The organism is Exiguobacterium chiriqhucha RW-2 (assembly GCF_000416965.1).
Taxonomy (GTDB): Bacteria; Bacillota; Bacilli; order Exiguobacteriales; family Exiguobacteriaceae; genus Exiguobacterium; species Exiguobacterium chiriqhucha.
The window spans coordinates 68,060-80,765 of sequence record NZ_ATCL01000014.1 but is presented as its reverse complement, the minus strand read 5'-3'; the positions used below and the strand labels follow the sequence as shown (position 1 = coordinate 80,765).

The window sequence follows — 12,706 nt, the reverse complement described above, 5'->3', positions numbered from 1 at the left end:
CAGGCGACACGGGTACCCTCTCCCTAGACGGGTACGGGTACGTGTACGGTTTGACGTCCGCGGACGGGCCGGACGCCGCCTATACGTTTCAAGTCAAGAAAACGGCGAACGACCGGTCCGCGTCACAACGTTCGCCCCATAAGAAAAGCGCCACAAACGTGGCGCTTCCGGTGAGCGTTTCTAGAAAGCGGACTTTCAACCGACCGAGAATTTTCCCGGCCGACCGTCCCATGCGGTACATGAATATAAACTAGAAAACGGACGTGGTTCAGAACGTGATTTCGTGGCGTACGTTCGTCTGAACAGCAATCAAGTCCTTGACGGGAATCTCGTCTCCACAATGACTCTGACTGCGTTTTGACGGATGTGGTTGAAATCAATCATGAACCTCATCGGGCCCACCTTTTTTGAAACACCGAGTTGCCTAAACGTCTAGTCTCCCACCAATTCTCTTTTGTCTGCCCCTCACCCCTTACGCGAGGTCAGATGGACGACAGCTTGAACGAGGAGAGTCGTCTAGTCAGCCGATGCTTCATCCAACATGTCTCTCATTTCACCGAGCCGGCCTCAGTCAAACAACGATGGAATCTTTGTTTCATCCGTTGCCCCCTTTCAGCTCAACACGTTGAATGAGGACTACACAGATACATTAACCGTTTTATCGATTGACGAATCCTTGTTCACCATTTCTCCAAAAATTAGTTATCGATATAGTGGTCGAGCGCATAGGCGACGCCGTCCGCTTCGACGTCTTTCGTGATATGGGTACTGATGTCTTTCAACGGATCGACGGCGTTCCCCATCGCGATCCGTGTTTCCGCCACTTCAAACATCGAGATATCATTCAAGTTGTCACCGATGGCCACGATGTCTGATTGCGGGATGTCATGATGCTCCGCTAACTGCGTCAACGCCATCCCTTTGCTTGCGTTCGGATGACCGATTTCAATCTTCGTCCAGCCCGCCGTCGTGATTAAAATATCTGTCCGTGGTTCATACAATTTCCGGAGCTCATGCAGCTTGCGCCGGTCGAACGAATAGACGAACACTTTATACACTTCGTCGGCCTCGAAGTCGATGTCCTCAATCGCATCGACGTATGTCAACCCGAATTGTTCGTTTTGAATCTCGATCTCCCGCTCGCCCCACTCTCGTGTGAACGATTGATCATGTGGCAACACCTCGTCCAACTCACCCTTCAACAAATCGGTGCCCGAACGAAGTACTTTTACTCCGGCATTTGTATAAAATTCAACGTACGCCCCGTGCTCGTGGGCCACATCCCACAATTCTTGCACGACATCTTTCGGGAGCGCATGGTAATAAATCCGCTCATTTTCATAGAAGGCGATCGCGCCGTTCCCTGACAAAATCGGGCACGACAAGTCGCTCCGCTTCAACAGTTCCTCAATATCATGAATCGAACGCCCGGAAGAAATCGAGACCAAATCCCCTTTGGCCTGACGCCGGCGAATCGCCTCTTGGTTCGCCTCCGTGATGACACCTGTCCGAGATAATAGCGTCCCGTCTAAATCGATGGCAATTAGTTTCATGTCCTCTTCTCCTTTCACGTGGGTCTGATCACCCAATTCCCTCAGATTGACTCTCTCCATTTCATCATCACATATACACGCGCGAGAAGCACGTGCGAACCATGCCCGAACTGCGGTCATTCGTGTTGACACGCCATGCCCTGATTGCTACGCTTTTGTCAGCATGACACGCAAGTCAAAGGGGGAAATAATGTGGCTCAAGATTTCACACGGGCGTACGCAGAAACACGCGACGCCAGCGACTCGCTCGCACCATACCGGGGAGAATTTTATTTGCCGCAAGACGGCATTTATATGGACGGTAACTCGCTCGGCCTGTTATCGAAACGGGCCGAACGGACGTTACTCGAATCACTGAGCGATTGGAAAGAGCTCGGGATTGATGGGTGGATGTCGGGACGCCACCCATGGTTCAACTTATCGGAACAATTAGCCGCACTTAACGCCCCGCTCGTCGGAGCCAGAGCCGAAGAAGTGATGGTCACCGGGTCGACGACGGTCAACTTGCACCAACTCGTCGCCTCATTCTTTAAACCGGAAGGCAAGCGGACGAAGATTTTAGCCGACACTCTCACCTTCCCATCTGACATCTACGCCTTGAAGAGTCAACTCGAGCTCCGTGGACTCGACCCGAGCGAACATTTGGTTCAAGTCTCGAGCCCAGACGGACGCTATTTGAAGGAAGAAGACATCATCGCAGCGATGACGGACGAGATCGCTTTGATCGTCTTGCCGACCGTCCTCTATCGCAGCGGACAAATTCTCGATATGGCCCGTCTCGCCAAGGCGGCGCATGAACGGGATATCTTGATCGGCTTTGACGCCTGCCATTCGGTCGGCGCCATCCCACACGCATTCCACGACTGGGGCGTCGATTTTGCCTACTGGTGCAACTATAAACATTTGAACGGCGGACCGGGCAGTGTCGGCGGCCTGTTCGTCCATGAACGTCATTTCGGGACGACACCTGGCCTGGCCGGTTGGTTCGGTTCACGCAAAGATAAACAGTTCGATATGGATCACACGATGACGCCGGCCGATGACGCCGGAGCGTTCCAAATCGGGACACCGCACGTCTTGAGCCTGGCCCCGCAACTTGGTGCCCTCGAGATGTTCAACGAGGTCGGGATGGACGCCATCCGTGAGAAATCACTCGCTTTGACGACGTATATGACTGCATTAATTGATGAGGTGCTCGCCCCATACGGATTCGTCATCGGCAGCCCGCGCAACGAGACGCAACGCGGTGCCCATTTGAGCCTCGAGCATCCGGAGGCGGCCCGCATCTGTAAAGCGCTCAAACAACATCGCGTCATTCCGGATTTCCGGGCCCCGAACATCATCCGACTCGCACCGGTCGCGCTCTACAACACGTTCACCGATGTGTATGATGTCGTGATGACGTTACAGACAATTATGGAAAACAAAGAATACGAGGCGTTCGAGAACGTCCGCGAAGTCGTGGCCTAAGGAGAATCGATATGAGTGAACGGATTGAACATAAAGTCGAGCAATCGATTCAGACAGACTTTTCAAAAGACATGTCATACGGTGACTATTTACAACTCGACCCGATTTTATCGAGTCAGCACCGCTTATCGGATCATCATGACGAGATGCTGTTCATCATCATCCATCAGACGAGTGAGCTCTGGATGAAATTGATTTTGCATGAACTGACGGCGGCCGTGACCGCCATCGAGACGGGAGAGCTCGAGCGTTCGTTCAAGATGCTCGCCCGTGTCTCGAAGATTCAACAACAGCTCATCCAGTCGTGGAGCGTCCTCGCGACGTTGACCCCGGCTGAATATTTGGAGTTCCGCGACAAACTCGGTTCGTCTTCTGGCTTCCAATCGTACCAGAACCGCCAAATCGAGTTCGCCCTCGGCTTTAAGAACGCGCGCACACTCAGTGTGTACGCCCATGATGAGAAGCTATACCCGCTTCTCGAATCGTCGCTACAGGCACCGAGCATCTATGACATGACCGTCCGCGCAATGCATCGCCGTGGTCTCGCCATCGATGACACCGTGCTCAACCGGGATGTCACGAAAGACTGGGAATGGAACGAAAGCGTCGAAACGGCTTGGGCCGAGGTGTACCGGGACGTGGACAAATATTGGGACTTGTATGAGCTCGGAGAGAAACTGCTCGATATCGGCAGCCAGCAACAGATGTGGCGCTTCAACCATATGAGCACGGTCGAGCGAATTATCGGTCAAAAGATGGGAACCGGCGGCTCGTCCGGCGTCAACTATTTGCGACGCGTCCTCGACCATCGCTTCTTCCCTGAACTTTGGACCGTCCGGACAAAACTGTGAGGAGGACGAACACGATGACATGGATTGATGTTTCGCAACCGCTCGAAGATTCCATCACGACATGGCCAGGTGACACGGCGTTCCGTTACGAAATCGCTTGGCCGATGGCCGACAGCGGTTCGGTCAATGTCGGGAAAGTGACGATGAGCCTTCATACAGGCACGCACATCGATGCCCCGTTCCATTTCGACGACGCCGGACAGCGCGTCATCGACCTTGATCCCGGTCTCTATATCGGCCCGGCCCGAGTCATCCATCTCCCTGGCCGCGAACGAATCGAGGCGACGGACTTGGACGGCTTTGACTTGACCGGCGTCGAACGATTAATTTTAAAGACGGACGGCTGGCCGAATAAGCAGGAGTTCCCGAGCCATATCCCTGAACTCACACCTTCACTCGCCGACCGGCTCGGCGAACTTGGGATTTACTTGATCGGTCTCGATCTGCCGTCAGTCGACGCAATCGACAGTAAAGAGATGGCGGCGCATCATGCGCTCGCCCGGAACGGGGTCCATATTCTCGAAGGACTTGTCCTCGACCATATCGCCCCTGGTGATTACGAATTGAACGCCGTGCCGCTCCCAATCGTCAAAGGAGATGGCAGTCCGGTGCGCGCGCTCTTGCGTTCGCTCGATTGAACAAACACCCCTTCGCTTGAAGGGGTGTTTTCAGTCTTCCTGCATGACTTCACTCGAACTTTTACGATGATCGAACCGTTTCGAGATTTGCACTTTGTAAGCCATGTTCGCCTCATAGTCTTTCGAGAACACACCAGCGTACAACAGGTCGAGCAGACAATGAATCGAATCGTTCGTCGTGAAGCTCCCAATTTTCGAGTAGAGGCGCTCACGGGTCGTCAAACGGAGCGTGCAGTCGGCCTGATGCGAGATCGCGTTCTCTCCGAGACTCGTTAAGGCGAGCACCGGCACACGTTGTTTCTTTAAGTAAGGAATAAGCCCGACCGTATAATCACTTTCCCCCGTATATGAGATCAGGAGCGCGCACGTCGTTTCGTCCGAGTTGGCCGCTTCGAACTCGGCGTCGAATTCGCAGAGACTGACTTGCTTGCCGATTCGGTTCATCTTTGACTTGAAGTCGTGACAGAGCAACAAATTATGGATGACAGAAAAGACTTTGATGTGCCGCGCCTCACATAACATCGTTACGGCCTGCTCGAACGCCTCGTGATCGAGCAACGACAGCGTATCCTCAATCGTCATCTGCTTGAGCGCCGCCAGCTTGTTCGCCACGACCATCAAGTTGTCCTTGGGTGAGAATGGCTCATTGGCATCGATATCCGAGAAGTGACGATTTAAATACTCGATTTCTTCCAAAAACTGTTCCTTCAACTCGAGCCAACCCGCAAACTCCAATTTCATGGCGATACGACTTAATATCGACGGGTGTGTATACGTCACCTCGGCGATTTGTTTCATCGTCTTGTCGTGGATTCGCTCCCGTTCGGCGAACAAATAGTCGATGACGGTCCGTTCCGATTTAGAGAACAGGTCTTGTTTCATTTTCTCGGTCAATAGCATGTCCGGTCTCCTCTCGTAAATTGAATTCACAAAAATAAGTATATATGTGTTTTATTTTGTAAACGCTTTCGGAGTTGTCTGTAAATCTATTGTGTTCATTTTTCTTTATTTTATACTGAAATGGACATGAGAAGTTGCATTCAGCCAGCAAATATATTTACACATCCAGAAATTTTTTGTGAACAAATGAGGAGGAGATTGAAATGACAACCGGAATCAAGCTCGTCACCATCGGGGGCGGCAGCAGCTACACACCAGAATTGATGGAAGGGTTCATCAAGCGTTACGAAGAGTTACCCATCCGTGAGATTTGGCTCGTCGATATCGAAGCCGGCCAAGACAAACTCGACATCGTCGGACAGATGGCGCAGCGGATGTGGGACGCTTCTCCGTATGACGTCAAAGTCCACATGACGCTCGATCGTCGAGAAGCGTTACAAGACGCCGACTTTGTCACGACCCAGTTCCGTGTCGGTTTGCTCGACGCCCGCATCAAAGACGAACGAATCCCGCTCTCGTACGGTATGGTCGGCCAAGAGACGAACGGGGCCGGCGGCATCTTGAAGGCGTTCCGTACCATTCCTGTCATCCTTGATATCGTCGAAGACATGAAACAGCTCTGTCCGGACGCCTGGCTCGTCAACTTCACGAATCCGAGCGGAATGGTGACCGATGCGGTCATCCGTTACGGCAAATGGGACAAAGTCATCGGACTGTGCAACGTGCCGGTCAATGCGATGATGGCAGAACCGGAACTAATCGGCAAGAAACCGGAAGAATTGATTTACTCGTTCGCCGGATTGAACCACTTCCACTGGCACCGGGTTCATGACGTCCATGGTCAAGACGTGACACGCGACATCATCGACAAGATGTATGATGGTGATTCCGGCATCCCCGCCAATATTCATGACATGCCGTTCTTCCAAGAACAACTGCAACAGATGAATTTGATTCCTTGCGGCTATCACCGATACTACTATCGTGCCGAAGAGATGCTCGCCCACATGCTCGAGGAATATCGGGACCCGTCCGTCGGCACGCGGGCTGAGCAAGTGAAGCAGACGGAAGCCGAGCTGTTCGAGCTCTATAAAGACCCGAACCTCGACCATAAACCGGAGCAACTGTCTAAACGCGGCGGTGCCCACTACTCGGATGCGGCGTGTGAAACGATCGCCTCGATTTACGCCAATAAGAACACACATATCGTCGTCTCGACGAAGAACAACGGGGCCGTCCCTGATCTCGCCCCGGACGATGTCGTCGAAGTATCGGCCTATATCGGTGCGACCGGCGCGAAACCAATCGCATTCGGCGCGCTCGCCCCGGCTGAAAAAGGATGGCTCCAAGTCATGAAGAACATGGAGCTGTGCGTCGAAGAAGCGGCCGTGACCGGTGACTACGGACTCGCCCTTCAAGCGTTCATCATCAATCCGCTCATCCCGAGCGGCGAGACCGCGAAACGGGTGCTCGATGAACTGCTCATCGCCCACAAAGCGTACTTGCCGCAGTTCGCCGATAAAATCGCTGAACTCGAAGCGAGCGGCGTCACGATCAAAGACGAAGTCGTTCAAGCACTCCAACCTATTCATCAAGCATAAAAACAGCCGACGCACCTCGAATGCGTCGGCTGTTCATATTATTTAATCAATTCGAGGTCGACCGGGATGTTCTCTTCCACTGTCTCCCCTTTTAAGTGGTTCACAGCAGCCTCGACACCGAGTTTTCCAATCTCCGTCGGTTTCTGCGCGACCGTCGCGGCCATCGTTCCGTCTTCGACCGCCTTGACGGCATCATCCGTCGCATCAAAGCCGATGACTTTGACATCGTTCAAGCCAGCACTGTTCAACGCTTGAACGGCACCGAGCGCCATCTCATCGTTATGAGCGAATACCGCGACGATGTCTTTATTGTCTTGTAGGATGTTCTCCATGACCGTCAACCCTTGGGCCCGGTCAAAGTTAGCCGACTGTTTGGCAACGACGTCAAGTTTTCCGTCAATCGCTTCGTTGAACCCTTGACCACGGTCACGCGTGGCTGACGCTCCTGGAATGCCTTCGAGCTCGACGACTTTCCCGCCTTCACCGACGAGTTCGACCATATATTCACCTGCGAGCTTCCCACCAGCGACGTTATCTGACGCCACGTGCGCGACCACGTCGCCTGACTCGGCGTTACGGTCGACTGTGATGACCGGGATGCCCGCATCGTTCGCACTTTGAACGGCTGCACCGACTGCTTCCGAATCCGTCGGGTTGATGAGAATCAAGTCCATCCCTTTTTGAATCATGTCTTCGACGTCGCTCACTTGTTTGGCTGCATCATTTTGCGCATCGGCCACCGTAAGTGTCGCATCTAGTTCAGTTGCTTGCTCTTCCGCACCGTCTTTCAACGCGACGAAGAACGGGTTGTTTAGTGTCGAAATCGAGAGCCCGATTTTGAAGTCCCCGTCTTTTGTCTCTTGCTCCGAACTTGTCCCCGGTTGTTCCGTCGAACAAGCTGCCATGACGACCATTGTCAATACGAGTAGCCAAGCTGTCCATTTTTTCATCTCCTGTTTTCCCCTTTCGATGATTAAGCGTTTTGTTTTCGATCGAGCAATACTGCGAATAAAATGACGGCCCCTTTGACGACGAGTTGGAAAAATGATGAGACGCCGAGAAGGTTCAAGCCGTTGTTCAACGTTCCGATAATAAGCGCCCCAATGAGCGTCCCGACAATCCAGCCTCGTCCACCCGCAAGACTCGTTCCCCCGAGAACGACAGCTGCGATGGCGTCAAGTTCATAAGACGTCCCGGCCGTCGGTTGGGCCGAGTTGAGACGCGATGTTAAAATGATGCCGGCAAGTGCCGCTAACGTACCTGACAACGAGTAAATCAAGACTTTGACTTTGTTGACCCCGATGCCCATCAGTTTGGCGGCTTCCTCGTTGCCGCCAATCGCGTACGTATGACGACCGAACGTCGTCTTTTTCAAAATGAAGTACAACACACCGAAAGCGATCAACATCGTCACGGCTGGCACCGGGATGATCCAGAAGTAACCGCGTCCGAGCAGTTCGAACCACGTCGAGTCGCCTAACCCGGTAATCGGACGACCGTCCGTATAGACGAGCGTCAAACCCCGATAAATCGTCATCGTCGCGAGCGTCGCAATGAACGGTGCGACTTTCCCGTATGTGATGACGGCGCCGTTGAACGCACCGAGCACAGCACCGGCGATCAATCCGAGTGCGATCGCCATGACCGCATGTTGTCCATCGACCATCATGCCGGCGACGAACGCCGAAGACAAGGCGAGAATCGAACCGACCGATAAGTCGATACCGCCTGTCAAAATGACGAACGTCATCCCGAACGCAATCAAGGCGTTGATGGACACTTGGCGTAGGACGTTAAAGATGTTGTTCAACGAGAGAAAACCTGGTTCGAGCGCTGTCACCACAACGATGATGGCGAGCAATCCGAATAACGGTCCGAGTTTTTGTCCCCAACCGAGCTTTTGCGGTCGACCTAATGCAGTCGCTGCTTTCAATTCCATATCATTGTCCTCCTGTCGCATATGTCATGACTTTTTCTTGCGTCGCCTCGTCTTTTGCCAACGTTCCGGTGACGACACCTTCTCGCATGACGACAATCCGATCGCTCATCCCGAGTACCTCGGGTAAATCCGACGACACCATGATGATGGCGACGCCCGACTCAGCAAGCTCACTCATGATTGTATAAATCTCTTTTTTCGCCCCGACATCGACACCACGCGTCGGTTCATCAAGAATCAAGACGTCCGGCTCGGCGCCGAGCCATTTGCCGAGGACGATTTTTTGTTGGTTCCCGCCCGAGAGCGACTTCACTTTCTGCTCCATCGAATGATGCTTGACGCGCAGCTTTTTCAAATAACCGTCCGCGAACTGTTCTTCCGCTTGCCGTGAGATGATGGTCCCCTTCGCTCGTTTCTCGAGCGTCGGCAGCGATAAGTTCTCACGTAACGTGAAGTCGAGCAATAACCCTTCGCCTTTTCGGTCTTCCGTCAAGAAGGCGATGCCGTGTCGGATGGCGTCTGCCGGTTGCTTGATTCGGATTTCGGTTCCGTTCAGTTTGACGATGCCTGCTTTGGCTCGGTCGGCTCCGAACAAGGCACGCATCACTTCGGTGCGTCCAGCTCCCATGAGTCCCGAGAAACCGACGATTTCACCGGCCCGAACATCAAACGAGACATTGTGGAACCGGTTACCTATCAATCCATCGACTTCAAGTACGACGTCGCCAATCGTAGCGTTCCGATCCGGATAGCGTTCCCCAATCTCTCGCCCGACCATCTCTTTAACGATTTCTTCGAACGATGTCTCATTGATGCGATGTGTCCCAATCGACACGCCGTCGCGGAGGACCGTGATGCGATCGCATAGTTCAAAAATCTCTTCCATCCGGTGCGAGATATAGATGATCGACACGCCTTGGTCACGTAATGCCCGAGATACCGAGAACAGCGCTCGAATCTCGCGGTCGGTGAGTGCGGCGGTTGGTTCGTCCATGACGATGACTTTCGCATCCGTCATGAGCGCTTTGGCGATCTCGATCATCTGCTGTTGTCCGACAGATAATTGTTTGGCAAGCTGATCGACTTCCATGAACACGTTCAACTCGGCCAAATACTCCCGCGCCCGACGCTTCATCTCTTGCTGCTTGATGACACCGAACGGACCGGTCAATTCCCGTCCGAGAAACAAGTTTTCCATCACGGTCAGCTCCGGTAGTATGTTCAACTCTTGATGGATGAACGCGATACCGGCTCGCTCGGCTTCTTTTGGATGTTTGAACTGCCGAACAGCTCCATCGATGACGACTTCCCCTTCATCGAGCGGATGCAGCCCGGTCATCACTTTCATGAGTGTCGATTTACCGGCCCCGTTTTCTCCCATCAACGCATGAATTTCGCCGGGTAACAATTCGAAGTCGACGCCTTTCAATACACTGACCGGACCAAACGACTTATGGATGCGCTTCAACTGGATGTGCATCGAACCCCTCCTTAAAATATGACGCCGGCATGTAAAATGACGTTCGCATACGGAGTCGCTTCCCCTGTCCGGATGACGACTTTCGCCTGTTCGACCTCACGCTTGAACGCTTCATGCGAACAAGTTTTAACCGTGTCAAATCGATCGGTCAACGCTTTTGCAATCGGCTCGTTCTCCGTGAACACCTCATCGGCTACGGTAATCTGTTCGATGACCATGTCCGCCTCGACCGCATCTAATACATCAAGGAACGACGGTTCACCGAGACGAAGCGCCAAATCGACTCGCGCCACGCCGTTTGGAATCGGTAGTCCACAGTCCGCGATGACGACCGTGTCCGTATGACCCAAGTCCGCAAAGATTTTGGTCAAATGGCTATTCAAAATCCCATGTTTCTTCATCACACTCGCTCCAATCGTCTCATGACGTCATTTCGGTTCGGCATGCCGCCTTGTGCCCCGAACCCTTCCACGCTCAATCCTGAAGCGACGACAGCGAAGCGTACCGCTTCACGTAACTCGCTTCCTTCCATCAGGGCGGCTGCGAGGGCTCCGTTGAACGTATCCCCTGCCCCCGTCGTATCGACGACATCGGCTTGAATGGCTGGAACGTGCTGAATCGTCTCGCCATCAAAGAAGCGGACACCGTTGACCCCTTCGGTCACAATCAGTTTGTTCGGATAGCGGCGCAGTACCTCATCAAGCGAGACATCTCCGAACAAATCTCGGCACTCATGCTCGTTGGGCGTCACGTAGGTCACATGCTCGAGCAGTTCATCCGTGAGCGGTTGTGACGGAGCCGGATTTAACAGCACCGGGATTTGGCGGGCGCGACAGTATGCACTCACGTGTTCGACCGTCGCAATCGGAATCTCGAGCTGGAGCAAGACGAGCGACTCGTCATCAATCAACTGTTCGAGCTCGGCTTCCGTGAAGACGACCTGTTTGTTCGCCGATTGGACGACGACAATCGAGTTGTCGCCTTCGGCGAGCACGATATGCGCCGTCCCGGTCACTTCGCCGTCAATCGTCCGCAGCTGTTGGGTCCCGACTTCATTCTGTTCAAAGTTTTGGCGGATACGTTGCCCGAACTCATCGGAACCGACGCATCCGACCATCTCGACTCGTCCTCCGAGTCGAGCGGCGGCGACCGCTTGGTTGGCTCCCTTTCCTCCGGGCACCGTCTGAAACGCCTGTCCGATGACGGTCTCCCCTGCCTGCGGACGTTTGTCTGTCGTGACCACTAAATCCATCGATACACTACCGATGACCACAATTCGCTTCATGTGTCATGCCCCTTTCGGATCGTCGTCTGTCGCTCCGTCAACGTGACGGGCAACAAGATTTCTTTCGTAACGGTCTCCTTCTTCTCAATCAAATCAAGGAGTCGCTCGGTCGCACGTCGTCCCATCTCATAGATGGGTTGCGAGATCGTCGTGAGCGGCGGCGATGTCATCTCACCGAGCTCGATGCCATCGTAGCCGATGACTTGCAAATCTTGCGGCACACGCACATTCCGACGCACCGCTTCCTGCAACACCGCGGCCGCGATGACGTCATTGGCGGCGAACAATCCATCGAACGGCCAATGCTCATCAAACAGCGTTTGCGCCGCCGTGAGCGCTTCTTTGAACGTGAAACTCGAATGCGTCATGCCGACGAGACGATCTCCCGCGACGTCAAGGAACCCATCCGTCCGTCGCTTCACCGTCTGCAGCTGTTCAGGTCCGCCGATATGAGCGAGCCTTGTCGCACCACAATTCAACAGCGTCTCCGCCGCCAGGCGACCGCCTTCATACCCGTCTGAGATGACGGCGTCAATGCCAGACTTGACGATTCGGTCGAGCGCGACCATCGGCAACTCTAACTTTTCGTAGTTCGGGTTGTCTGAATGGTTCGTCGTGATGATCAGACCGTCGACATGCATCGTCTGAAGCGCGACCAAGTACGACTGTTCTTTCGCCAGTTGCTCGTCCGTGTTGCATAAGACGACTTGATAGCCGTGTTGATTGGCCACGTCTTCAATCGCGCGGGCCAACTGCGGGAAGAACGGGTTGGTGATGTCTGGCATAATCAATCCGATTAGCCCCGACGTTTTGGTGAATAACGAACGAGCCACCCGGTTCGGGGCGTATTCGAGCTCGGCGATGGCCCGTTCCACGGCTTCCCTCGCTTCAGCGCTCACATAGCCGTTATTGTTCATGACACGAGACACGGTTGCGACAGAAACGTTCGCCCGTTTGGCCACTTGTTTGATTGTTGCCATCTCGTCCCC

General features: G+C 53.7%; 12 protein-coding genes. 4 read left to right on the top strand and 8 right to left on the bottom strand.

Annotation, left to right across the window (positions count from 1 at the left end; all coding sequences use genetic code 11):
* Window positions 1-698: 698 nt before the first annotated feature.
* On the bottom strand, window positions 699-1,553 hold the full coding sequence (locus tag M467_RS20130; protein WP_021065949.1) for an HAD family hydrolase: 855 nt from the start codon (window positions 1,551-1,553) through the stop codon (window positions 699-701).
* Window positions 1,554-1,745: 192 nt separating this feature from the next.
* Between M467_RS20130 and kynU the strand changes: the two genes are divergently transcribed.
* The 3 genes from kynU to kynB are packed head-to-tail and all read left to right on the top strand — an operon-like array spanning window position 1,746 to window position 4,512.
* Window positions 1,746-3,023, top strand: a complete 1,278-nt coding sequence (gene kynU / locus M467_RS20125; protein ID WP_021065948.1) for a kynureninase — start codon at window positions 1,746-1,748, stop codon at window positions 3,021-3,023.
* Between the two features lie 11 nt (window positions 3,024-3,034).
* Window positions 3,035-3,874: a tryptophan 2,3-dioxygenase gene (kynA, locus tag M467_RS20120; protein WP_021065947.1), complete on the top strand. Its 840-nt coding sequence runs from the start codon at window positions 3,035-3,037 to the stop codon at window positions 3,872-3,874.
* Window positions 3,875-3,888: 14 nt separating this feature from the next.
* Window positions 3,889-4,512: an arylformamidase gene (gene kynB / locus M467_RS20115; protein ID WP_021065946.1), complete on the top strand. Its 624-nt coding sequence runs from the start codon at window positions 3,889-3,891 to the stop codon at window positions 4,510-4,512.
* Window positions 4,513-4,542: 30 nt separating this feature from the next.
* On the opposite strand, the gene M467_RS20110 is transcribed toward kynB, so the two are convergent.
* Window positions 4,543-5,412: a MurR/RpiR family transcriptional regulator gene (locus M467_RS20110; RefSeq protein ID WP_021065945.1), complete on the bottom strand. Its 870-nt coding sequence runs from the start codon at window positions 5,410-5,412 to the stop codon at window positions 4,543-4,545.
* A gap of 203 nt (window positions 5,413-5,615) precedes the next feature.
* On the opposite strand from M467_RS20110, the gene M467_RS20105 reads away from it, so the two are divergent.
* Window positions 5,616-7,013 carry a 6-phospho-beta-glucosidase gene (locus tag M467_RS20105; protein WP_021065944.1) on the top strand — a complete coding sequence of 466 codons (1,398 nt, stop codon included), beginning with the start codon at window positions 5,616-5,618 and terminating at the stop codon, window positions 7,011-7,013.
* Window positions 7,014-7,051: 38 nt separating this feature from the next.
* On the opposite strand, the gene rbsB is transcribed toward M467_RS20105, so the two are convergent.
* The 6 genes from rbsB to M467_RS20075 are packed head-to-tail and all read right to left on the bottom strand — an operon-like array spanning window position 7,052 to window position 12,697.
* Window positions 7,052-7,963: a ribose ABC transporter substrate-binding protein RbsB gene (gene rbsB / locus M467_RS20100; protein ID WP_021065943.1), complete on the bottom strand. Its 912-nt coding sequence runs from the start codon at window positions 7,961-7,963 to the stop codon at window positions 7,052-7,054.
* Between the two features lie 23 nt (window positions 7,964-7,986).
* The gene (locus M467_RS20095; RefSeq protein WP_021065942.1) at window positions 7,987-8,952 is read right to left on the bottom strand and encodes an ABC transporter permease subunit; all 966 of its coding nucleotides are present in this window, start codon (window positions 8,950-8,952) and stop codon (window positions 7,987-7,989) included.
* 1 nt (window position 8,953) lies between these two features.
* Window positions 8,954-10,432 (bottom strand): sugar ABC transporter ATP-binding protein, encoded by a 1,479-nt coding sequence (locus M467_RS20090; protein WP_021065941.1) that lies wholly within the window; start codon window positions 10,430-10,432, stop codon window positions 8,954-8,956.
* 11 nt (window positions 10,433-10,443) lie between these two features.
* The gene (rbsD, locus tag M467_RS20085) at window positions 10,444-10,833 is read right to left on the bottom strand and encodes a D-ribose pyranase (protein WP_021065940.1); all 390 of its coding nucleotides are present in this window, start codon (window positions 10,831-10,833) and stop codon (window positions 10,444-10,446) included.
* Window positions 10,833-11,717, bottom strand: a complete 885-nt coding sequence (gene rbsK / locus M467_RS20080; protein ID WP_021065939.1) for a ribokinase — start codon at window positions 11,715-11,717, stop codon at window positions 10,833-10,835. Before rbsK ends, rbsD begins: the two co-directional genes overlap by 1 nt.
* A complete protein-coding gene (locus tag M467_RS20075) occupies window positions 11,714-12,697 on the bottom strand; it encodes a LacI family DNA-binding transcriptional regulator (protein ID WP_021065938.1) in 984 nt (327 codons plus the stop codon). The genes rbsK and M467_RS20075 overlap by 4 nt, the downstream gene beginning before the upstream one ends.
* Window positions 12,698-12,706: the final 9 nt, after the last annotated feature.

What these genes read in the sequence shown, in the direction of transcription:
- M467_RS20130 (WP_021065949.1), bottom strand. Translation starts at nt 1,553, where the DNA reads ATGAAACTAATTGCCATCGATTTAGACGGGACGCTATTATCTCGGACA.
- kynA (WP_021065947.1), top strand. Translation starts at nt 3,035, where the DNA reads ATGAGTGAACGGATTGAACATAAAGTCGAGCAATCGATTCAGACAGAC.
- kynB (WP_021065946.1), top strand. Translation starts at nt 3,889, where the DNA reads ATGACATGGATTGATGTTTCGCAACCGCTCGAAGATTCCATCACGACA.
- M467_RS20110 (WP_021065945.1), bottom strand. Translation starts at nt 5,412, where the DNA reads ATGCTATTGACCGAGAAAATGAAACAAGACCTGTTCTCTAAATCGGAA.
- M467_RS20105 (WP_021065944.1), top strand. Translation starts at nt 5,616, where the DNA reads ATGACAACCGGAATCAAGCTCGTCACCATCGGGGGCGGCAGCAGCTAC.
- rbsB (WP_021065943.1), bottom strand. Translation starts at nt 7,963, where the DNA reads ATGAAAAAATGGACAGCTTGGCTACTCGTATTGACAATGGTCGTCATG.
- M467_RS20095 (WP_021065942.1), bottom strand. Translation starts at nt 8,952, where the DNA reads ATGGAATTGAAAGCAGCGACTGCATTAGGTCGACCGCAAAAGCTCGGT.
- M467_RS20090 (WP_021065941.1), bottom strand. Translation starts at nt 10,432, where the DNA reads ATGCACATCCAGTTGAAGCGCATCCATAAGTCGTTTGGTCCGGTCAGT.
- rbsD (WP_021065940.1), bottom strand. Translation starts at nt 10,833, where the DNA reads ATGAAGAAACATGGGATTTTGAATAGCCATTTGACCAAAATCTTTGCG.
- rbsK (WP_021065939.1), bottom strand. Translation starts at nt 11,717, where the DNA reads ATGAAGCGAATTGTGGTCATCGGTAGTGTATCGATGGATTTAGTGGTC.
- M467_RS20075 (WP_021065938.1), bottom strand. Translation starts at nt 12,697, where the DNA reads ATGGCAACAATCAAACAAGTGGCCAAACGGGCGAACGTTTCTGTCGCA.